The organism is Pedobacter aquae, from assembly GCF_008195825.1.
GTDB lineage: Bacteria > Bacteroidota > Bacteroidia > Sphingobacteriales > Sphingobacteriaceae > Pseudopedobacter > Pseudopedobacter aquae.
In genome coordinates, this window is the sequence record NZ_CP043329.1 from 2,756,862 (window position 1) to 2,779,333 (window position 22,472).

The following is a 22,472-nucleotide window of genomic DNA, read 5'->3' on the forward strand; positions in this document are numbered from 1 at the left end:
TTTCTATATATTTACTGATGATTAATTTATATTAAATAAGTTAATTGTAACAAATTTTTTCTTTCATAGTATAAAAGAATTTGTAATTGCTCTCATTATTAGAACTACAGTATATGCCTGACATTAAAAATGTTATCAGGTGGTTTCGTTATGTTAAAAAGTATGTAATAGGTCAAAAAATCTACCCGTCCTATATTCTTTTCATGTTTTTTAGCTTTGGTTTTACAACCGAGGCCTTGGCGCAGTGTGGAACAGGCGCAATACCCATAAATTTGAGTAGTTCGCCTGATGCAACAATTGTTACTCCATTATTAACACGTAACGAACCTGGAAGTTGTATTACATTTAGTATTACATTGCATCCAGGAGCACAAGGAATTAGGTTTGCTATCCAGGACGGAGCTAACCCACCAGGAGCATTAACTTACAGCATTAACTGTGGCCCTAGCCAAACATACGGTCAAATTGTTTGCTTAACAGGAGTAGGCCCTCATATTGTTACCTTTTGTAAACCTGGAAATAATGCTAATAGCTATGCTGTAACTTCTGTACCTAATGTGCAAGCACAAAGTAATAGTCCTACAGGTTCAAGCGTATCAAGTCAGGTTTGTGAGGGAGGAACGTTAAGTTTAACAGCTACCACTATCCCAAATGCTACTTATAGCTGGTCTGGACCAAATGGTTTCGCTTCTAACGTACAAAATCCAATTATCCCAAATGTTTCAGCAGCTGCTGCCGGAACTTATACAGTAGTTGTTACAGCCCCAGGTAGCTGTGGAACTCCATCAAGTTCTACACAGGTTACCATAAATCCAAAACCAGCAACACCTATTGCTACTGCTAATGGACCAATTTGTGAAGGGGGGAGTATTAGCCTTTTTGCTAGCACTATACCAGGGGCAAGCTACAGCTGGACAGGGCCTAACGGGTTTACATCAACCTTACAAAATCCAGTTATTAATAATGCAAGTACAGCTGCATCCGGAACTTATACCGTTAGAGCAGTTAGCGGTAATTGTATTTCAGACGCAAGCACAACAAATGTTGTGGTAAACCCTAAACCGGTTGCTACTGCAACACCAACCGTAGCTAGTTTATGCTCTGGCTCAACCAGTGCTATCGTCTTATCTAGCAACGTAGCATCAACAACATTTTCTTGGACGGTTACCACAACAGGTAATATTACTGGTGCTTCTGCGGGAAGTGGATCAAGTATCAACCAAAATCTTGTTAATACAGGCACTAATAATGAAACGGTAACTTACACCATCACCCCCACTGCAAACGGCTGTGCTGGCGATCCTATTACTGTGACTTTAACTGTTGCACCAACTCCGCAGAGAGCACCAATAACACCACTATCTCAAACTATTTGTTCTGGAAGTAGTACTAATTTACCGCTAAGTTCTACCGTTGCTAATACAACTTTTAGCTGGATAGTAACACAGAACGGCGTAACCGGAGCTTTTGCAGGAAGTGGTACTAGTATCAACCAAATATTATCTACAACAGGTGCCAGTAGCGGAACAGCTACCTATACCGTTACTCCTATTTTAAATGGTTGTAGTGGAACATCATTTAATATCACAGTAAGCGTAAACCCTTTACCAGTGGTTACTGTGCCAAATAATTTGGTTTATTGTGATGGAGATAATGTACCAGTTACCAACTTTAGTAGTACTTCAGTAGGTACTACTTTTTCATGGACAAGTTCTAACCCAGCACTTGGTTTAGCAGCATCTGGAACTGGGAATTTACCTTCATTTACAGCTACCAATACTACAAATGCACCAATCACCAGTATTATTATAGTTAGAGGAACAGCTAATGGCTGTGAGGGTGCTCCTGCAAGTTTCAGCATTACTGTAAACCCAAGAATTATTGTAAGTGTACCTTCTAATTTAACTGTTTGTGATAATACCATCATCTCTGCTAGTAATTTTAGTAGTAACTTAGCTGGTACAACATATACTTGGACAAATTCTAATACGAGTATAGGCTTAGCATCATCTGGAACAGATAATGTGCCTAGTTTTACGGCTACAAATACCAGTGGTGCAACCCAAACCGCCACCATAACAGTGACCCCTTCTTTAAATGGATGCTCTGGAATACCAAGTTCTTATACCATTACGGTAGAACCTCTCCCTAATGTTACTGTTTCAACAACACAAACTTCATCTTGTGTCAGTAATGATGGAACTATTACCGTAACAGCTACCGGAACTGGCACATTAGCATATTCTAAAGATGGTGGAATAAATTTCCAGACTAGTAATATTTTTACTGGTTTGCCTGCTGGGAGTTATCCAATAGCAGTAAGAAATGCTTTAGGTTGTATTGTTTATGCAAATCCGGTAACCTCTGTAACAGCACCTAATCCTCCGGTAAAACCACAATTATCTACTAACAACCCGGTTTGTGTAGGAGAAGTATTTAGTATAGGTATTGTTTCTCCGGCTGCCGGCACTACCTACAATTGGACTGGCCCTAATGGTTTTATTGCTAGTGGTCCATCTATAACTATTAATAACCCAACAGCAGGAAGCTATGCGGTTACCGCTATTACAGGCGGTTGTAGCAGTGAATCTGAAACTTTTAGTTTAGTAGTAAAACCCTCGCCAATTGTTAACGTACCGTCTAATATGGTAGTTTGTAATAATAGCTCCATTCCTGCTACTAACTTTAGTAGTAACCCTAATGGAGCTACTTATACATGGACAAATGACAACACTGCTATTAACTTACCCGCAAGTGGAAATGGTAATATCAATAGTTTTACAGCTACTAATAATACAAATGCCCCTATAACAGCTACCATAACCGTTACACCAAGCTTAAATGGTTGTGTTGGAACACCAAGAAGTTATACCATTACAGTTAATCCATCACCTATTGTTACTGCCACCCCTCCTAGCCAAAGTATTTGTTCTGGTAGTGCGCCATCCATACAATTATCTAGCAATATACCCGGAACTACCTATTCTTGGACAGTAGTACAAACCGGAGTAAGTGGAGCAACATCGGGAACGGGAAATGTTATTGATCAAGTAATTACTGCTACATCAGGAACGGCGGTTTATACGATTACGCCCACGGCTAATGGTTGTGTGGGAAATCCTATCAATGTTACTATTAATGTTTATGCGGTTCCGGTAGTAGAAACTACCGCCGGAGATAGCCAAGAAATTTGCTCTGGAACAAGCACTAATATTCCGCTTTTTAGCAGTACCAGTGGTACCACTTACAATTGGACGGTTGTTCAAAATGGTGTAACAGGAGCTTTTAATGGTTCTGGAACTGGTCCGATAGCACAAAATTTAGTTGCCACCAGTAATGTAACTGGCACAGCTGTTTACACGATAATTCCTGTTTCTAATGCTTGTACTGGTAACCCAATTACCGTTACAGTTTTTGTAAAACCATTAGCAGAGGTAAGTGTACCTAATAATTTTGAGGTTTGTGCAGAATCTCAGATACCTGCGAGTGTTTTTACAAGTACAGTTGCGGGTACCATTTACAACTGGACAAATTCTAATCCGGCTATTGGGCTGGTAGCCAGTGGCGGTGGAAATGTACCCAGTTTTATAGCTAAAAATACTGGTACTACGCCTATTACTGGTACTATTACAGTAACCCCAAGTCTTAATGGCTGTAATGGTCCATCAAAAACTTATATTCTAACAGTTAAACCTCAGCCTAGAGCTATAAAACCTAATGATATTACTGTTTGTGCAGGCAATACTGTAGCGCAAGAAATATTACAAAGCTTACCTAGTGGGGCTACTTATATCTGGACAAACTCTAATTCTGCTATAGGTTTGGCAAGTAGTGGAATAGGAAACATCCCAGCTTTTACAGCAATAAATACATCAGGGACACCTGTTACGGCCGTAATAACTATTATACCTACAGTAAATGGATGTATTGGTTTACCAACCAGTTACTCTATAACAGTAAATCCTTCACCTAATTTAAATATCAGCCCGGCAGAGGCTATTATTTGTGCTGGTGGTAGTGTAACCCTTTCGGTAAGTGGTGCAAATAGTTATACATGGTCTCCTGCTACAGGGTTAAATACAACATCATCTGCTACGGTTGTTGCATCACCATCAGTAACAACAACCTATACTGTTTTTGGAGTTGGAAATTTTGGTTGTGCTTATGCTAAAACAGTGAAAGTTATTGTTAACCCTCGTATCGTTTTAGCATCAACAATTAAAAATATTAGTTGTAATGGAGCTAATGATGGAGAGATAAATCTTAATATTTCTGGTGGTACAGCCCCTTATAATGTTTCTTATAGTTTAAATAGCGGCCCTTCTTCAAGTTTAATCAATACTTCATCTGGCTTGGTAAACTTTAATAATTTAAGTGCCGGAAATTATAGCATTAGCGTAGTTGACGCTGTGGGATGTACAGAAATTATCAATATTGTTATTAACCAACCGTCTCCTTTATCGGCAACAGCAAGTATTAATAATACGACTTGTAAAACATCATCTGATGGTAGGATAACCATTGCGCCTAGCGGAGGAACAGCCCCTTATAGCTATAATTGGGTAAACCAAAATAGTACAAGCGCTGTGTTAAATAATGTACCTGCTGGAAGCTATACTGTAACAATTAGAGATGCCAATAATTGTACCTTTTCTTTGAGTTCTACTATTTCATCAGGAAATTGCCCTCCAGTGGCTTTAGATGACAATTTTGTCACAGCAGAAGACACACCAATAAATGCTATTGTTGCAACTAATGATATTGATGCAGATGGGGATGTTTTAACTTTTACAAGATTAAGCAACCCAGCTAATGGTAGTATTTCTTTTAATAGCAATGGTAGTTTCACTTATGTACCTAATAGTAATTGGAGTGGCACTACATTTTTTGATTATAGAGTTTGTGACCCCTTAGGTTTATGCGATATTGCAAGAGTTACTATTACCGTAACCCCAGTAAATGATGCCCCGATTGCTAATGATGACAGTTTTTCTCAGACAGAGGATAACCCTATTAATACCACAGTAACCAATAATGATTTTGATATAGATGGCGATGCTTTGGTTTACACCAGAATAAGTAACCCTGCCAATGGTAGCTTAATTTTTGACCCGAATGGTACTTTTACCTTCACGCCTAATCCTAATTGGCATGGTACAACTTCTTTTGATTATCAGGTTTGTGACCCTAATAATTTATGTGATATTGCAACTGTAACGATTAGGATAAACCCTGTAAATGACCCTCCGACAGCCGTTAATGATAACTTCTTTGAAAGGGAAGATAGACCTGTACAAGGTACTATAAGTACAAATGATTCTGACCCTGATGAGGATAATTTAACTTTTATTAGGTTAAGTAGTCCTGCTAACGGTAATATCACATTTAATAATAATGGTACGTTTACTTTTATACCTAATTCTAATTGGAATGGGACAACATCTTTTGATTATCAAGCTTGCGATCCTTTTGGTTTATGTACCAGAGCAACTGTGTTTATCAACATCACTCCGGTAAACGACCCTCCATTAGCAATTAATGATAATTTTACAGGTGTAGAAGATGTTATGATAAACGGGAGTGTTGCACCTAATGATCGTGATATTGAGGGTGACCCTCTATCATTTAATATTTTAACTAACCCAACCAATGGTAGCATAACTTTTAATACCAATGGTACTTTTAATTTTAGACCTCATAACAATTGGAATGGCACCACAACCTTTACTTATCGGGTTTGTGATAACCAAAACTTATGTGATACGGCAACCGTAACAATAGTTATTAGCCCGGTTAATGACCCACCAACGGCCATTAACGATAGATTTTTGGTTGTAAAAGATTCTTTAATAACTGAAACAGTTGCTAGAAATGACTTTGACGTTGATGGTGATTTTTTAACTTTCACGAGACTTACCAACCCTTTTCATGGTTCTATCACTTTTTCTGGAAATGGAAATTTCACCTATGTTCCAAATAGAAATTTTGTAGGTAGAGATTCTTTACGTTACCGGATATGCGATCCATCGGGTTTATGTAATACCGCAACAGTTACTTTTTTGATACAACCTAGAGTCATCGTTAACTTAATACCTCCAACCGGAGAGATTTTAGAAGGTGAAAGTATAACTATTAAGGCGCAACTAACCGAAGCATTACTAGAAGATGTTATTGTTAATTTGGTAAATACTGGCTCTGCAAACTTTCCTTTAGATTATGAACTTAGAGCAAGTACACAAAGTTTATTTTTTCCAGCTGGCAGTATTTTTAGTACTGATTCTTTAATTATAGCTAGTAAAATAGATGCTTTAAAAGAACCTGCTGAAAATGTGGAGGTGAATATTGCTTCAACTTCGTCGGTTTTTGTGCGTATAGGTACCGGGTCTAATATCATCATCACAGATAAATATCCAGAAAGCAAACCTATAGGCCCTGAGGAAAACCCAGATATTAATCCAGATCCATACATTTCTCCAAATGGTGATGGTATTGGGAATGAAGGTTTTGTTATTTATAATATTGAAAAATATCTTGATAATGAACTTATTATCTTCAATAGATGGGGAAATGCTATTTTTAGAGCCAGAAATTATAACAATAAAGACAACTTATTTACTGGAAGTGCCAATACGGGTATATTAACCAATGAAAATGTTGTTCTGGTTGATGGGGTTTATTATTTTCTGGTTTACACTACGGATAATGCTGGTGTCAGAAGAATGAATAAAGGATATATTATTTTGAGGAGGTAGTAGTTTAGCTACCTCTTCTTATTGATAAAAATACCTTTATTAATTTATTACAAAAACTCCTGATGATTTAAAGGTATGTAGGGTAAATCCGTTGATTTGAGATATTTCACCTCCTATTGCTTTAGGCGCACCTAAATATCTTATAAGTACAAGTCCGGAAGCTCCTCTACCTGCATTCAAATTAGTTGCTGTTGAAGGCCCGCCTCCTCCACCTCCACCAGTATTAGGTGTGGCATCTTTGCCAAAAGTAGGCCCTGTTCTACCTCCATCGCCGCCTCCATGTGTACCTAAACCAGTTGCAGTACCTCCATATTCACCGCCGCCACCGCCGCCACCGTAATATTTACCATCAACTATACTGAGTACGCCTAAACCACCATTGCCAGGATTGGTAATCGTTGCAGCTTGCCCAGCCCCACCAGAACCTCCTCCTCCTCCACAGCTTCTGCCACTAAATGCATTACCACCTGCAAAACCACCTTGCCCAGCATGTGCAGCATTATAATCGTAAGAACCACCACCACCATTCCAACCCGTATTTGTGCCAGGCCCTCCGGAACTTCTAGATCTTCCACCGTTGCCCCCCATTGCTGTTATTGTTCCTGCATTTCCTCCTGAAACAGAAGAATTGCCTCCATTTCTACCAAAATGATTATAACCAGCTGGATAATCTGTTTGTACGGCAACTGTGATAGTTAAACTTTGTAAACCAGTAATATCATAATTAGAAACGTTTACAACCTGACCGCCACCTCCGCCGCCGCCAACATCGCCGCCACCTCCGCCGCCGCCACCAACAACAGTTAATCCTATTTCATTAATTGGTTCTTTAGGCGCAGCATAACTATTATTACTTCTGAAAAAACTCTGCTGGGCTTGTAAATTAAAGCTCGATAAAAGAATAAAAATGAAACATCTAGTTTTAAATTTCATATTATATATAGTTTAATTAGATCACAAGGACATGGTAATACCCAAATAGGCGAATAATCAAATGAGCCTTATTACAATCTTTTGTAGCATTAATAATTATCATATTAGTAACTTTATCAAGCTTATAATGAGATACTTCATCTTTAAAAATTTATAATTACATGCCAAATCTTGATTTTAATACATTATAATTTTGTTGAATTTCTGAAGCTGTTAATTCGCGATTATAAATTCTAAGATTACCATATTGCATATTTCCGAGAAAACCTCCATTGTTCCAACTACATAATCTTAGGTTGTTGTTAAAACCAGGAATATTAGCATCAGTTCTTACTACCGGAGTTAGTACCCCCACATCAACACCGTCTATATAAATTTTATTTGTAGATAATAGGCCTGAACTTTTCATAACAAATGTATAATGGTGCCAATTACCCACTAAGTTTAAATTCGAAACTATAGCAGCCGATATTCCAACTACATTACCCCCTCCGGTATTATAACCGAGTGTTCCACTTTCAGTCCATACATCATAAGTAGTGAAACCAAAAAACATCCCTCCAGAGCCAGAAACCCATTTCACAAAACCCTCTATGGTTAGTATGGTTGCCGAGCCGAATGAATTAGAAGTGATATCGGCATAATCATTTACACCATCAAAAACTAAAGATCCACCATTTGAACTATTAAAGGCGACCCCATTAAATAAAGTACCATGATTACCGTTACCACTTAAATCTGTCCAAGTAATGCCATTTCCAGGGTATGATGACGTATTACCAGCATCTAGATTTACAATTAAACTGTTAGTAACCAAATTACTAGTGTTAATCTTAGATTGATAAAAGCTAAAAGGCATTACTTGCGAAAACCCTAATGAAGATGATAAGAATAGAAAGGAGAAGAAAGATGATTTAAGTTTTTTCATATTTAGAGTATTTTAATGCCGAATTTTAGTTTATAAATTAAGTTATCTAACCCAATACCATAAAATACCAGGATTGGGATTTGTTGTGCCCCCACCCGCATTATCTATCCAAGGAGTTGGAATCCAGCCAGTACAACGAGAAACTAAGGTTCCCCACCAATTGCCTCCGCCATTATCGGTAGTTATTTGTCCGCAATCATTTTGGTACCATGGCATTCTTTCGCTAATACCATTATCATTTATATAAGCCCAATTACCAAATTTGGTATTAATTGTAATGTTGGTTTGAGAATTATCGGTTTTCACAAAACTATAATTACCGTTAGCAGTCCAAATTGCACCATGGCTTCTTCTTGTTGTTGCATCAATCATGTATTGAAAGCCGGATGCACTTCTTTTGATAAAATCTGCCCAGCCAATGATAGAATAATTAGCTGTTGATGTACTGATGACATCTGCAGTATTAGTAAATGGCATAGATGTATTTAATGAAATTGCATTTTCATATGTCCAGCCAGCACTATTAGAATTCTTTAAAATCAAAGTCCAGCCACCACCATCAGTAGTCATATCTGCATAAATTTGAAATGGCGTATTACTATTGATATTTACATTCTTAATCCAATAAATACCATCTGTAGAACTTGGATAATCTCTCTTAATTTGAAAAGCACTGCTACCAGCTGTAGCACTTGTTTTACCATCGCCAAAGCCCGACGCATTATTTCTCTGAATAAAACTCATAGGCATAACCTGAGCATGTGCCAAAAAAGGAATAATTATTATAAAAAGTAGAACGTTTAATTTAAGATGGTTCATTTTTGCATATTTAAATTAAAGACCAAACCTTGATTTTAATGCATTATAATTTTGTTGAATTTCTAAATCCGTAAGTGTTCTATTGTAAATTCTAACTATAGCAATTCTTCCATTCAATCGGGAATTAACATCAGATCTAGTACCGCCAAAATTTAATACTCCGTATGGATTTTCATTTCCGGTTCCAGTATGTTTAGTTTGATTGATAAACAGATTAGCCCCCTTAGTAATACAGAACCTATACCAAGTATTTAGAGGAGGTTGTCCTACTGTGCCGTAACTTCTTCCTCCTAAACCATTACCATCAGTTCTAAACGATGAACCATTGAATGTGTAAGATCCTGCATTCCCATTGTAAGATAAGATATCTCTCTCTCCACTGCTCCGTGTATCATAAATCCAGATTTCTAAAGTAAAATTAGTGTAGGATGATAAATTTATACTTGATACAATATCATCAGCACCGTCTAATCTTAAATATCCCCCATTGCCACTATTGTAACTAACACCATTTTGAAGAGTTGCATGATTGCCATTACCACTTAAATCTGTCCAAGTTGTTCCAGTTCCAGAGTAAGATGCTGTATTACCTGCATCTAGGTTTACAACTAATCCAGAATTTATTATGGGGCCGTCAGCTATAGTAGCTTGTGGTGGTTTTCCTAAAAAACTTACTGGCACTACTTGTGCTTTTCCCAACCATGGAGTTATTAGAAAAAGAAATAAGATAGTTGATTTTAATTGTTTCATTGTGTAGTTTACTTAACTAATATCCAAACCTGGATTTAAGTGCTTCAAAATTGTCTAGGACTTGTTTTGCTGTTAAAACAATGGAGTAGGCTTGGGCAATGGCAATATTTCCTGCAAACTTTGGGTCGCCAGTAACATTTGCGTTATAAGCAATACCAATTTTAGAAGGTCCAGTTAAGGACCCCGTAGAGGTAGTAAAAGTTTTATCTAAAACACCATCAATATACAAATTAACCTCTCCAGAAGTAGCATTTCTAGTTACTGTAATATAATGCCATAAGTTATCATTGATAGATTTTGTGGTGTAGGATGTAATGTCGTTTGCTCCGTTTCCAAAACCTAATTTACCGTTACCCATTACTACTGCATAATCATTAGTACCGCCGGGCATCTCACCTCCAAAAATAGAATAAGCCGTATAAAATTGGCCTGATCCACCCCCAGTCTGACTGGTTTTAATCCAAGCTGCCCAAGTCATATTATCTTGTACTGGTCTGGCAAGAGAGAATCCATTCGTACCATTAAAATTGAAATAACTAGCTGCTCCATTAACTGTGAATGTAGGATTACTTGGATTACTATACATAGTTGCATTATAGGTAGTTCCTCCAGTACCTTTATTTATCCAAGTGGTTCCGGTACCTGCATAGCTGGTTATATCTCCCGCATCTAAATTTAAAATTAGGCTATTGGTAACAATTGAAGGCACAGCGTTTCTTTGTAAAAAACTTATAGGTACTACTTGTGCAGCTCCTAACAATGGGACTAGTAGAAAAAGAAATAAAATACTTGATTTAATATTTTTCATCGTATTAAATTTACAAACCGTATTTAGCCTTGTTAGCATTAAAATTTTGTAGAATTTCTGAGTCGGAGAGCGCTCTATTATAAACTAATATTTGGTAAATCTGTCCGTTTGGCCCCCAAACCTCGCTACCAGTTACTCTATGTCCAATTCTAGCTTCGGCTATACCAGTGTTTATGGAAGCAGAAACACCTGATCCCTGCGAAACACCATTTATCCAAAATTTATGCAGTGTATTAGCATGAGTATAAGTTACTGCAAAAAATAATTTGTTGCAGTAGCAACCGTGGCACCCTGCCCTGGGTATGTGGCCCATGTGTGTGAATTTAATTGGCCATTAGATAATGCTAATCCAAATGTTTGATTGTTAGACGTAGAGCCCCAATGTATAATGTGATTTAAAATAATAAAACTTGTTGGGGTTTTTACAAAAGCAATAATTGTTCTATCGCTAGTACCTATGGGTAGCTTTGATGGATTTAAGCTAACATATTGGCCAGAACCGTTAAAATTAAAATATCCACCATTACTTGAATTGAAAGTAACTCCGTCTATTAAAGTACCATGATTAGCAGTACCACTTAAATCTGTCCAAACAGTACCAGTGCCAAGGTAAGACGCTTGATTACCTGCTTCTAAATGCAAAACCAATCCATTAGTATATGGAGCTTTTGGTATATAGGAGTTATTACTTCGAAATAAGCTTTGTTGGGCTTGTAAGTTTAAGTTAAACACTAAACAAACTAGAAGGGTTAATTTAAATTTCATGGCTGTTATATTATTAAAAAATAACTTCTATACTTAAACTAATCGATAACTTTTTACTATAAAATTGCCCATCTCTAATGATGTAGGATGGGCAATTTGTTTTTAATCTTAATATTTGTTAGCTGTAATTATTAAGATTTCCATTAGAAATTTTGCAAAATAGCTGCGTAATACGTTGTGCCATCATAAATAATGGTTACAATATCAGTTTTACTAGCCCCAGTTGTTATTGTAGGTATAGTACCCCGCTCCATTTCCAATTTGCAGGAAAAGTTACTGTTTTAGAACCAGTTCCGTCTTGTGTAAACTCTATAATGTAAGTTCCGGGAGTTGGATTTGTAAAAGACAGCGTACTAATATTAGTCCCTAAAGTAACTTGAAATAAGTTTCCATCAGATAAATTAAGCGTTGTTGTTGCCGCCGCTGCAACAGTTGGCGCTGTAATGGTATATTTTTTGGCTGTTACGCTACCTGCAACACCTACACCACCATTAACTACTAATGCTCCTGTGGTAGTACTAGTTGAAGCTGTTGTAGGTAAGACTGATACTTTACCAGGCGCAATTTCAAAAATTGAAGGCGCAACATTATTTGCAGTAGCTATACGGAATTTTAGAGTTGATATACGAGCTGGATTAGTAGTACCCTCATCTGGGAAATCATTAAACATCCCTGTATTTCTTGCCCAATCACCTCCTATAAAAGAGAATCCAACTGCCTCATTGTAAGTACTTCCAGCTGCGGCTCTCATTGCAGTCGCTGTTGGCGCCGCCCAAGTAGGCAAACCGCTGGCTAGGGTTAATACTTGTCCATCTGACCCTTTCCCTAATCTTGTTCCTGTACCGCTGGTTCCACCATAGATGATATCGCCTGAAGCAGTCATCGGAGATAAAGCATCAAAAGCAGCCGCTTTAGTAGTTGCATTAGTACCACCATTAGCGATTGATAATGTACCAGTAACACCAGTAGCTAAATTTGTTGCGGCTGCAGCAGGTGCTGCAGTACCATATCCTTGCCCAACATTCCAATAGTATGTAGAGCCATTATAATAAAAACTAACAATATCTACAGCATTACCTGCCGTTGATAAACCAACAGTAGTTGTTGAAGTAGAGCCTAATACTCTATGTGTACCTGAAGGTAATGTTAGAGTAGCGCCACCGCCTGCAGGTTGTGTTACTACTAATGTACCATAGGTACCGCTTGCTGGTGCAGAACTAAAAGCTAAAGTGCTATTTCCTGTTAATGTTACCGAAGCATTTAACCCTTTAGCTGGATCCCATGTAATGGTAGAGCCTGAAGGACTTATTGGGTTTGGCGTTGAAGCATAAATAGGTGAAGTAACCGTTCCGGTAAAGGTTGGTGAAGCTAATGGTGCTTTTGCATCTAAAGCAGTTTGAGTAGCCGTTGAAATTGGTTTACTTAAATCTGTAGTATTATCTACATTACCTAAACCTACCATGGTTTTTGTTATACCTGATACTGTTCCAGTAAAAGTTGGTGAAGCTAATGGCGCTTTTAAAGCTAAGTCTGTATTTGATGCTTTTGCATCTAATGCTGTTTGAGTAGCTGTTGAAATCGGTTTACTTAAATCTGTAGTATTATCTACATTACCTAAACCTACCATAGTTTTTGTGATACCTGATACTGTTCCAGTAAAGGTTGGTGAGGCTAATGGTGCTTTTAAAGCTAAAGCAGGTACTGTTGGAGATTCTGCACTTCCTGCTAAATCACCTGTTAGTTTAATAATGCCTTTAGTAGAACCATCAGCAGTTGGCACCCCTCCTGATGTAAAAGAATTATCTACATACTGTTTAATCGCTTTTACAGTTGGGTATTTATCATCAGAACTAGCATCCTCTGTAATATCGGTTGATTTATTCGATTTATCTTCTTTAGTTAACTCTGCTGCTTTTGCTCTATTCTCTTCAGCCACAATTGCATCGGCATTAGCTTGCTCTGCAGCTCTTGTTATTTCATTTGAAATTGCAGTTGAATTATCAGACTCCGCCAATTTAGCTCTAGTTTCTTCAGCTGCAATTGCATCGGCATTAGCCTGCTCTGCAGCTTTTGCTCTTGTTATTTCATTTGAAATTGCAGTTGCATTAACTTCTAAACCAGGTACCTTTGGTAAATCTGCAGTTCCACCTAAATCTCCCGCTAATTGTATTTTGCCTTTAACTGCAACACTAGCATCCGCTAAAATAGATCCATCAGCACCAGCTGGGCCTTGTGGCCCGATAGGTCCTGCTGGACCAGTTTCCCCTGTTTCTCCTTTGTCTCCTTTTAATCCTTGTGCACCGGCTACTCCATCTGCACCTGCTGGACCTTGCGGACCTGCTGGACCAGTTGCTCCTGTTTCTCCCTTATCTCCTTTCAATCCTTGTGGACCTTGTAGACCGATAGGGCCAGCTGGACCTTGAGGGCCTGTATCTCCTTTTATACCACTTCCTACTGAAGCGAAGGTATTATCTACATAACTTTTAACAGCTTTTTGTGTTGGATACAATACATCGCTTGTTCCTAAAGCAATAGACGAAGACTTATTAGCTATATTCTCTTTAGTATCTAGAGCAGTTTTTGTTGCATTACTTACAGGTTTATTTGCATCACTGGTATTATCAACATTACCTAAACCTACTTTTGATGGACTTATTCCAGATGCTATTTTAACATCTGTTATGGCTCCATCAGCTAATTTAACTGTCGTGATATTTCCATCACTTACTGATGCATTTTCTGAGAATAGCGCATAAGGAACAGACATAAAGGGCTGCTCACTAATCTTCGTATAAGAAGCACATGCTCCTGTAGTATTTAAGCTTACTACCAATTTCTTGTTTCCTAAAGACCAGCGGATTTTATCAAATGCCGATGCATAACCTCCAGTTTTAGTTCCTGTTCCAATCATCAGGTTAACCATACCAAACATATCTGTTGTTGTTTGTATAGATTCTTGATATTCTACTTGTGATGATCCATCAACAATCTCAAAAAGCATACAAATACCTTTATTGGCTAGAGGAGCACTAGGAATATCTGTACCAGGAGCTGATAAACCTTTTGGGTTTAGAATAACCGCTTGGTAGCTAATTCCTTTTTGTTGAGCGTAAACATTAAGTGTTATAAATGTTAAGAAGCTGAGTATAATTCTTTTCATATAAATGGAAGGATTAATTAATGTTGATGCTAAAGCCTAGACTAAGGCTATGGTTATTAAAAGATAGTTTTTGATTACTACTATTGGCTAAGCTATACTGTTTACCGTAATCATAATCTGCAAGAAGGTGAATATCATTGTTGATAGAGAAGCTATAAGATAAACCTAACTGTGTATTTAAGAATAAGCCTTTAAACTCTGTTTCCTTCAACAAGTCGTATCTGCCACCGTTAATTTGCTGACGACCATGTATTAATGTTGCAAAACCCAAACCTCCTTTAACAGCTAGTGAGTTTCTATCTATTTGTAGAAGCTTATAATAACCTAAGCCTTTAAAATTAGCATAGGAGGTTTCCCATACCAAGTTATTAGAAGCGTAAGAACCACTAGCATTGTATTCTTCTAAACCCAAACTAAAGCCGTAGTAGAAACGCTTTTTTTGTGGTATTTTACTGATATATCCAAACTCGTAGCTTTGTCCTATTTCATTCTGTAGGTTTGCAACTTCGTTACCACTACTGCTAAATATATAGTTATTAAGGTTTCTACCAGATTTAATAAATACTGATTGAGCTTTTAAAAATTGCATGCTAAGCAGCAATAAAAGACTCAGAAGGATGATTCTTTTCATTATAGTTTAATTAAAGTTTTAGAATGGGTATAATTTTTAGAGGTTAAGACTAGAATATAGCTCCCTGGGGCTAACTGTTCAAAGTTGAAGTCCATAGTAATTAAGGGAGCGTTATATTCCCTTTTATATACCATTACCCCAAACATATTGTACAAGGCCGCACTCATTTTTTCTGAAATGGTTTCAGAGAATTTGATGTTAAGGGCTGATAAAAATGGATTAGGATAAATAGTAGTTTCTATACTGCTGATATTGTAAACAGGAATGAATTTGGAAACCATACTTTGCTGGAAACCTTGCTGTATGATGATGTTTGATAAACTTGAACTCCCAATAACACTCTGCTGACCCACCGTTTGTCTTACAATCATCCCATTCTTTAAGATATTTGTGCTACCCAAAGAAGATAGCATTTGGTGATGAAGAGATTGAGCCTTTACCTGTAAACCAAAAAAGCCTAACAAGCAAAAGACTAAAATTTTTAATATTCCTTTTTTACACATAAGCTGTCTTAAAATTTTAAATGAAAGTTTTGTGATTATTTTCTAAAATGAATCACACTTTCACTTCAACAGCTTCAAAGCTAAGTGTCTAAAACCTGTGTCTAAAATATTAGCAGTAACCACAGAAATTACGTTGTTACTTTTTATGACGCTTTGGTTATCAACTACTTAAAAAAATCATAAAAGCAAAACGAAACCAAAGACTTATAGTTTTTTACGCTTATTGTTCTACAAATCAAATCCTTTATTTTTATTGCTAAAGCAAAATTAGATTAGGACAACCTTTTTTAACAAACCAACTTTACTTATAAGGAGAGTTCACAAAAATGATATTAAAAATTCTGTGATAAAACCTCTAATTAAAGAAAGTAAAGCATTAACTGCTTAATCTATTTGGTAAAAGGAGACAAAATAAGGTAGAAGAAATATGACTAAAACAATCCTATTTAATTTAGGGGAAGAGATTACTACATATAGTCTAAAGACTTCATAAAATCTGATGGTACACCACCATGAAATTTCTTAAATGGTTTATACAAATGGTGTCTAGAACTAAATCCTGCTAGTTGAGATAAAGCATCTATAGTATAATTGTTATGTTTTTTGCTTTTCACAATATCTATGAAATATCTTACTCTGTTTTCATTTACCAAATCGTTAAACCCAGATTTGTAATTTTTATAGATATATCTGTACAGGGTATCAGAAGAAATTTTTAATTTTTTACTTAAATCATCCATGGAAGCATCTGCATTAAGAAAATATAGATTGTCATAAAAAGCCTCATTAAATGCGATATGATCTATTTCTGAATCAGATTTTTTGTAAAATAATTACTTAAAGAGATACTCAGCTTAGATGTATTTAAAAACTTCGGTCTAAATAAAAGGGCTAAAATGGTTAAAAATAATACTAGGCTATTAAGATATCGGCTGATTTCATTGTTATATCCATTAAATACGCGGTTTACCCCAGATATAAAAATAATTATCACACCTACAATAAAAAAGCAAGCCCAACTTTTAATTCGCTTAAAGTAGATATTATCAGCCTGATATTTCGATTGCATTTTAAAATATAATGACCCACTTATGATTAGAAAAGCTATCATATATCCTAACTTAATATAAGAAACATATCCTCCTAATACATTTTCATCACTTAATGGGATTCCAGTATCTACTGGTTTTATAAAAAGATAATAAACAACAAAAACAAAATAGTTTATAAGGCTAATGGCTGAAAATACAACAACATAACTTTTAACTTTATTATAACATAAAGTAGAAAAAAACGTCATGAAACAGATAGATAATAAAGGAAAAGGGAGTTCTAATAAAATTCTGTTATACCCGTAATAGCTACAATACAAATGACTTGCACTGTACCATAAAACACCTGATGAATACCCTATTAGGATTGTTTTAAGAGATTTGTTTTTTTTAAGCACAAAAATCAACTCAAACAAAACAATTAAAGAGACAACAAAAAGTGCTGAGTAAATATGAACTAAGATATTGAACCCCATAGCTTCTAAATCAAGTTAATCTTAAAATATTTTTACTAACCTTTTTAGAAAAGCAATAATAATGATAAAGAGGACGCGTCTGATGCCTTAAAATAGGGATAGCTATATTTCATTAAAATTAATATTATTACTAATAATATAATTGAATGCTTATGGAGTTAATTTATAGACAAAACCTAGGCCTAGGAAATCTGCCTCGGCTTTATGAACATACATTTTAGCTTGTAGAGCAAGCTTTTTATTTAAGTGATAATCAGAATTTACAGTCCAATAAGTATGCATAGGTTTAAGACTATTAAAGTATAAATAATATCCATATTTAGGTTCTACTTCAAATTTCCCTATTCTAATACTTGGTCCAATAGCTGTACCAAGCCTCCATCTATCTAAGGAGCTTGCATAAGATTGATAAGTACCAAGATTATTATCAGGATGATAAACCTTATGATAATAAACAGCATCAAAACCTAAACTCAAAGCTAAAAAATAATTGAATCTGTAATTATAACCCAGATATAATCCATTTCTATATAATCCTTTTGAACTTTTATACGCTCCCCTTCTCCCTATATTTAAACCTAATTCTAATTCATGCTTATTTAATGTGCTATCTGGAAATGTTGTAAGACTTTCTTTAGATGGCTTAGCCTGATTATTCTTTAATTCTTTTGAAATTCCGAAGCTGATAGATGATTGATTGAAACCCATATTTGGAACACGAGTTGCAGCATTTGAGATATGCAAGAAGTTAATGCCGGTAAGCAATTTTGTTGTTGAAGTAATACTAATCTCGGTTTTAAGAGCTGCTCTTGAATACATATTTACATGGCTACCCATAATTCTGTTCTCATTGGTATAGATAGTTTTATTTGTATAACCCAAGCCAAATGCCGGTGAGAAGTTTAGATTTATATATTTTGTTTTTAACACAGAGAAGTTTAATCCGTAAAGTAGCGCATAAGAATCGCCAAATTGGTTTATATTTTCATTGATTTTAAGACTTCTTAATGTGTTAAATCTTAAAACCCAATCTTGACTTATGATATTTAATTTTCTCTGCAATAAGCTACTTGGTACTTTATGGTAAATAACCTCAGCGCCATAAACTTTACCTGATAAATGATTAGTGGAAGGAAAGTATTTTAAGCTAATCTCAGCATTAAACTCTATACTATTACCTATATTTTGAGCAAACACATGGTTAATTAAAGTCACAAGAATTAAGGAGATTAAAAGCTTTTTAAACACACAGAGCGATTAAAATTAAGGCTAAACAATTCTATTCATCATAGAGCCTGCGCTAAATTAATCTCCAAATACATGCTATTTACCCCTTAAATAAGTAGGTAAAAGCAATCTGGTAATTCTCTAAGAATATAAATTAGTTTCTATAATGGATAAAGTAGAGAGCCTTAAAAATAAGTTAGGTAAACTATTGTATCTCAGCAGACATTAAACCCATATCTAACTTTAAGCCCTTGTTCTTCAATTAAGTTTATAACTCATATTCTTACTTTACAAACCTAAAAAGAATAAATAAAACTAAAAACAACTTGATCTAAACTTCTTGAAAATGTGAATCCCAAATCAAACAAATGAATTAAAAAGATGTATAATATTGAATTATATTTGACCAGATTATAAACTTTAAATTAAACTCATGCAAAAAATTTTATTTTATCTATTGATGTTGACTTCTGTGCTATCATTTGCTCAAGAAGACACCACAGAAGTTGTAGATTATGGCAAATTTGGTGATGCAGAAGGGGTTAAACGTTACTGTAACCAAAAAGTAATTAATCAACTTCCTCAACGTATTATAAGTTTTGGTTATGAGCACCAAGGTGGTTTTACCATGCCAGGCGTTAGGGCATCAGCTTCATCATCAACAGTTCAAGATTTTACGGTAAATCAAGTTTCTTCACTAAGGGCTCAAGTTAACATTCCAGTTATATCAAATACCAAGATTATATGGCAAGTAGGAGCCAATTATTGGGCAAGTAGGTTTAATTTGGATAACCCTGGTAATAATTCATTTGCACAAGCATTAAATAGTAGAGCCTTAACTACCACAGGAATTAATACCACCATTTTTAAGCCTTTAAACGAGAAGAATTTTTTAATTGTTCAGGCTAGCGCCGATGCTAACGGCCTTTTTAAAAGTTTTAGTGATATTTCTAGCGACGCCATTACCATTAGCGGAGCTGCCATTTATGGATGGAAAACATCTGATAGAAATATGATAGGATTAGGTATCTCTCGTACTTATAGAGCAGGGCAACTTTTACATGTTCCTATCCTTTTCTGGAATAAAAGTTTTAACGACCATTGGGGGATGGAACTTTTATTACCTGCCCGCGGTCATGTAAAATATAATTTTTCTACATCCAATATTCTTCAACTAGGTTTTGAACTTGAGGGTAATCAATTCCTAGTAAATTTACCTAATAGCCAAAACGGAAAGGTTTTTTTACAAAGAGGAGAACTTAAACCACGAGTTGCATGGGATAAGAAATTAACTGGCTTTTTATGGATGAGTGCGCAAGCTGGTTATAGACATAATTGGCGTTTTGATGTTATGAACGGATATGATGCTAGAGAAACAAGCCAACGTTATTTCTCTAGCAACTTAGGTAATCCATTTTATTTTAACCTGAGTTTAAACTTGGTATCGCCTTAATTTTTAACAACTTGCTTGGTCCAAACATCTGTTCTGCCAATTAAAGAAACGCCAATATAACCTCTAACTTCAAGAGTGTTAGCATTGAGCATCTTAATAGTGCAAGAATAGGTGTTTCCACTTTTAGGATCGTAAATATTACCTTCATCCCACAAATTTTTCTCTATAAATTTAAAACCCCAAATATTTACCAAGCCTACTACTGGGCGGTTTTTAGAGGTTTCTGTAGGATTATTTTTGTCAAGTTTAGGTTTTCCAGTATCGGGGTCATGAGGTTCTTTTAACCATACAATTTTACCTTGATAGGTTTCCCCATTTTTATAAATACGAACAATTGCATTTCCATCTCCAGTCTTCCAAACACCAACTACCGCATCTGGGTTATTTACAATTGATGCTGCCGTTGCGCTGTTACCTAAAAATACAATCATAGCAGCTATGATGACGAAAAGAAACTTTTTAGTGGCTAAATATTTAGTTATCATATCATTAAAATGGTTAATTGAAAAGATTATAAACAAATATAAAAAAATTATACACTTGCTAAAATTAGTATCATGAAGATTTAATAAGCAAGTAGCTACAGGGCTTACAAAGCGTGAAAAGGCACTTTTGGTAAAAAAGAGCGACACCCAATAGGTATATAAAGTAAAAACACAAAGAAGTTGTCTCACCTACATCCAATAAGACAACTTCCTTGGCTTTGCCTATACTAGTCCTAATTAAAAGGAATCTACATTAATAAAATATAATGATAGCATAAACCTGAATCTACATTATGATATTTTACCATCCTCCACCTAAAGCTTTGTATAAATTTACAGCAGCAATATGCTGTCTTTTATTCACATTTATCAATTCAAATTTTGCTTGAAGAGAGTTTTGTTGAGCTAATAATACTTCTAAATAACTTGCTCTTCCTGTGCTAAATAGCTCAGTTGACATATCAACCGAGGTGTTTAGCACACTATTTTGTTCCTTTTTTAAAACATGCAAATTCTTTAAGTTTTCTAATGCCGATAATTGGTTCATAACTTCAGTATAGCCCGTAAGAATACTTTTTTGATAATGATGCATAGCGCTTAACTGATTGGCCTTTGCATAACTAAAATTGGCCTTTAAAGCGTTCCTATTTATTAGAGGTGTCATTAAACCTCCTAATGCTTGGTAAGTGATAGATGCCGGAGCTAAAAACAAAAACTCTGGCTTAAAGGCCTGAAAGCCTAGCCCAGCAACTAAGTTCATGCTTGGTAGAAACGCAGCTTTTGCAGATTTTAAATCAAACTTACTTGCTTCAAGTAATAATTCTGCCTCGCGGATATCAGGTCTGTTTTCAAGAAGTTGTGAGGGTAAGCCAGTTTTAATTTGACTAGGAACATCAGCTAAAAGGATTTCCTTTACTCTTTCAACTTTTTGGGGAAATCTCCCTAACAAAAAATTTATTCGATTTTCAAATTCTACAATTTGCTGTAATAACTCTTTCTCAATTGCTTGGGTGTTTAGCAGTTGAGCCTGAAATTGCTGCACAGCTAATTCATTTGTTCTACCTGTTTCTTTTTTGAGTTTTATGGTCTCTAAAGCATCTTTTTGCCTTTGAATAGTTTGCTGAATAATTTCTAACTCATGATCTAGCGCAAGCAATTCATAATAAGAAGTGGCAATATCTGAAACTAATGAAGCAGTAACACCTTTAGCCCCCTCTGCACTTGCAAGAAATTGATTAATAGCTGATTTTTGCTTGCTTTTTAATTTTTTCCAAAGATCTATTTCCCAACTTGCCTGAAAACCAAGAAAGATATCAGGTAAGTTAATAGGTACTATCCTACCCGGTGTCATTTCTGTAGCAATATTTCCAGCCCCATCCATAGTATAACGTCCAAAACGACGGATACCGCCATTAGTCCCTGCATTAACCTGAGGAATTAGGCTAGCTTTTGCATTTGTAACACCCGCTCTAGCAATTTCAATTTTTTGAATGGCGATGTTAAGATCATGGTTATTTACTAAAGCAGTATCAATAAGACCGCTTAATATAGGGTCGTTGAAATAGTCTCGCCAATTTATTTTCGATATTTCAGAACTATCTGAAACCTTATAAAAACTAGGAGGCAATGTTTTTTTTTGTATGGATAAATTTGTGTCTAAGGTTTTACAAGCATTAAATATCATACCCGTAAATAAACACAAGCCTACATATATTCCTTTAATTTTCATT

At 35.7% G+C, this 22,472-nt stretch carries 17 protein-coding genes; 2 read left to right on the plus strand and 15 right to left on the minus strand.

All coding sequences use genetic code 11. The annotated features are described in order from the left end of the window. Positions 1-203 precede the first annotated feature (203 nt). Complete coding sequence (locus FYC62_RS12105; RefSeq protein WP_205943720.1) at positions 204-6,752, plus strand: Ig-like domain-containing protein; 6,549 nt, start codon at positions 204-206, stop codon at positions 6,750-6,752. Positions 6,753-6,791: 39 nt separating this feature from the next. Here the strand turns inward: FYC62_RS12105 and FYC62_RS12110 are convergent, their stop codons facing one another. From FYC62_RS12110 to FYC62_RS12170, 13 genes are all read right to left on the minus strand, one after another. Further along, positions 6,792-7,685 carry a glycine-rich domain-containing protein gene (locus tag FYC62_RS12110; RefSeq protein ID WP_149075108.1) on the minus strand — a complete coding sequence of 298 codons (894 nt, stop codon included), beginning with the start codon at positions 7,683-7,685 and terminating at the stop codon, positions 6,792-6,794. Positions 7,686-7,842: 157 nt separating this feature from the next. Further along, on the minus strand, positions 7,843-8,613 hold the full coding sequence (locus FYC62_RS12115; protein WP_149075109.1) for a LamG-like jellyroll fold domain-containing protein: 771 nt from the start codon (positions 8,611-8,613) through the stop codon (positions 7,843-7,845). A 42-nt stretch (positions 8,614-8,655) separates the two neighbouring features. Next, positions 8,656-9,432 (minus strand): fibrinogen-like YCDxxxxGGGW domain-containing protein, encoded by a 777-nt coding sequence (locus FYC62_RS12120; RefSeq protein WP_039454896.1) that lies wholly within the window; start codon positions 9,430-9,432, stop codon positions 8,656-8,658. Positions 9,433-9,447: 15 nt separating this feature from the next. After that, positions 9,448-10,182, minus strand: a complete 735-nt coding sequence (locus FYC62_RS12125; protein ID WP_149075110.1) for a LamG domain-containing protein — start codon at positions 10,180-10,182, stop codon at positions 9,448-9,450. 16 nt (positions 10,183-10,198) lie between these two features. Further along, on the minus strand, positions 10,199-10,990 hold the full coding sequence (locus FYC62_RS12130; protein ID WP_168199439.1) for a LamG domain-containing protein: 792 nt from the start codon (positions 10,988-10,990) through the stop codon (positions 10,199-10,201). 10 nt (positions 10,991-11,000) lie between these two features. After that, entirely contained in the window at positions 11,001-11,303 is a 303-nt protein-coding gene (locus FYC62_RS18190) for a LamG domain-containing protein (RefSeq protein ID WP_149075112.1), read from the minus strand. Next, positions 11,240-11,755 carry a hypothetical protein gene (locus tag FYC62_RS12140; RefSeq protein ID WP_149075113.1) on the minus strand — a complete coding sequence of 172 codons (516 nt, stop codon included), beginning with the start codon at positions 11,753-11,755 and terminating at the stop codon, positions 11,240-11,242. Before FYC62_RS12140 ends, FYC62_RS18190 begins: the two co-directional genes overlap by 64 nt. Positions 11,756-11,981: 226 nt before the next feature. Then, positions 11,982-14,915, minus strand: a complete 2,934-nt coding sequence (locus FYC62_RS12145; protein ID WP_149075114.1) for a hypothetical protein — start codon at positions 14,913-14,915, stop codon at positions 11,982-11,984. Positions 14,916-14,928: 13 nt separating this feature from the next. Beyond that, positions 14,929-15,546 carry a hypothetical protein gene (locus FYC62_RS12150; RefSeq protein ID WP_149075115.1) on the minus strand — a complete coding sequence of 206 codons (618 nt, stop codon included), beginning with the start codon at positions 15,544-15,546 and terminating at the stop codon, positions 14,929-14,931. Beyond that, positions 15,546-16,049, minus strand: a complete 504-nt coding sequence (locus tag FYC62_RS12155; RefSeq protein ID WP_149075116.1) for a T9SS type A sorting domain-containing protein — start codon at positions 16,047-16,049, stop codon at positions 15,546-15,548. The genes FYC62_RS12150 and FYC62_RS12155 overlap by 1 nt, the downstream gene beginning before the upstream one ends. Before the next feature lie 467 nt (positions 16,050-16,516). Next, on the minus strand, positions 16,517-16,789 hold the full coding sequence (locus FYC62_RS12160; RefSeq protein ID WP_149075117.1) for a helix-turn-helix domain-containing protein: 273 nt from the start codon (positions 16,787-16,789) through the stop codon (positions 16,517-16,519). A gap of 62 nt (positions 16,790-16,851) precedes the next feature. Then, a complete protein-coding gene (locus FYC62_RS12165; protein WP_149075118.1) occupies positions 16,852-17,577 on the minus strand; it encodes a hypothetical protein in 726 nt (241 codons plus the stop codon). A gap of 150 nt (positions 17,578-17,727) precedes the next feature. Beyond that, positions 17,728-18,792 carry an acyloxyacyl hydrolase gene (locus tag FYC62_RS12170; RefSeq protein ID WP_168199440.1) on the minus strand — a complete coding sequence of 355 codons (1,065 nt, stop codon included), beginning with the start codon at positions 18,790-18,792 and terminating at the stop codon, positions 17,728-17,730. A gap of 445 nt (positions 18,793-19,237) precedes the next feature. Here FYC62_RS12170 and FYC62_RS12175 point away from each other — a divergent pair, with 445 nt between their 5' ends. Beyond that, positions 19,238-20,257 (plus strand): DUF6268 family outer membrane beta-barrel protein, encoded by a 1,020-nt coding sequence (locus FYC62_RS12175; RefSeq protein ID WP_149075120.1) that lies wholly within the window; start codon positions 19,238-19,240, stop codon positions 20,255-20,257. Here FYC62_RS12175 and FYC62_RS12180 read toward each other — a convergent pair. After that, entirely contained in the window at positions 20,254-20,742 is a 489-nt protein-coding gene (locus FYC62_RS12180) for a DUF2147 domain-containing protein (protein WP_149075121.1), read from the minus strand. The two genes, FYC62_RS12175 and FYC62_RS12180, sit on opposite strands and share 4 nt — an antisense overlap. 301 nt (positions 20,743-21,043) lie before the next feature. Further along, a complete protein-coding gene (locus tag FYC62_RS12185; RefSeq protein ID WP_168199441.1) occupies positions 21,044-22,471 on the minus strand; it encodes a TolC family protein in 1,428 nt (475 codons plus the stop codon). Position 22,472: the final 1 nt, after the last annotated feature.

Excerpts from the sequence above, each read along its gene's own strand:
- FYC62_RS12110 (WP_149075108.1), bottom strand. The coding sequence starts at position 7,685 with ATGAAATTTAAAACTAGATGTTTCATTTTTATTCTTTTATCGAGCTTT.
- FYC62_RS12155 (WP_149075116.1), bottom strand. The coding sequence starts at position 16,049 with ATGTGTAAAAAAGGAATATTAAAAATTTTAGTCTTTTGCTTGTTAGGC.
- FYC62_RS12165 (WP_149075118.1), bottom strand. The coding sequence starts at position 17,577 with ATGGGGTTCAATATCTTAGTTCATATTTACTCAGCACTTTTTGTTGTC.
- FYC62_RS12185 (WP_168199441.1), bottom strand. The coding sequence starts at position 22,471 with ATGAAAATTAAAGGAATATATGTAGGCTTGTGTTTATTTACGGGTATG.
- FYC62_RS12175 (WP_149075120.1), top strand. The coding sequence starts at position 19,238 with ATGCAAAAAATTTTATTTTATCTATTGATGTTGACTTCTGTGCTATCA.
- FYC62_RS12180 (WP_149075121.1), bottom strand. The coding sequence starts at position 20,742 with ATGATAACTAAATATTTAGCCACTAAAAAGTTTCTTTTCGTCATCATA.
- FYC62_RS12115 (WP_149075109.1), bottom strand. The coding sequence starts at position 8,613 with ATGAAAAAACTTAAATCATCTTTCTTCTCCTTTCTATTCTTATCATCT.
- FYC62_RS12120 (WP_039454896.1), bottom strand. The coding sequence starts at position 9,432 with ATGAACCATCTTAAATTAAACGTTCTACTTTTTATAATAATTATTCCT.
- FYC62_RS12150 (WP_149075115.1), bottom strand. The coding sequence starts at position 15,546 with ATGAAAAGAATCATCCTTCTGAGTCTTTTATTGCTGCTTAGCATGCAA.
- FYC62_RS18190 (WP_149075112.1), bottom strand. The coding sequence starts at position 11,303 with ATGGGCCACATACCCAGGGCAGGGTGCCACGGTTGCTACTGCAACAAA.
- FYC62_RS12105 (WP_205943720.1), top strand. The coding sequence starts at position 204 with ATGTTTTTTAGCTTTGGTTTTACAACCGAGGCCTTGGCGCAGTGTGGA.
- FYC62_RS12160 (WP_149075117.1), bottom strand. The coding sequence starts at position 16,789 with ATGGATGATTTAAGTAAAAAATTAAAAATTTCTTCTGATACCCTGTAC.
- FYC62_RS12145 (WP_149075114.1), bottom strand. The coding sequence starts at position 14,915 with ATGAAAAGAATTATACTCAGCTTCTTAACATTTATAACACTTAATGTT.
- FYC62_RS12125 (WP_149075110.1), bottom strand. The coding sequence starts at position 10,182 with ATGAAACAATTAAAATCAACTATCTTATTTCTTTTTCTAATAACTCCA.
- FYC62_RS12130 (WP_168199439.1), bottom strand. The coding sequence starts at position 10,990 with ATGAAAAATATTAAATCAAGTATTTTATTTCTTTTTCTACTAGTCCCA.
- FYC62_RS12140 (WP_149075113.1), bottom strand. The coding sequence starts at position 11,755 with ATGAAATTTAAATTAACCCTTCTAGTTTGTTTAGTGTTTAACTTAAAC.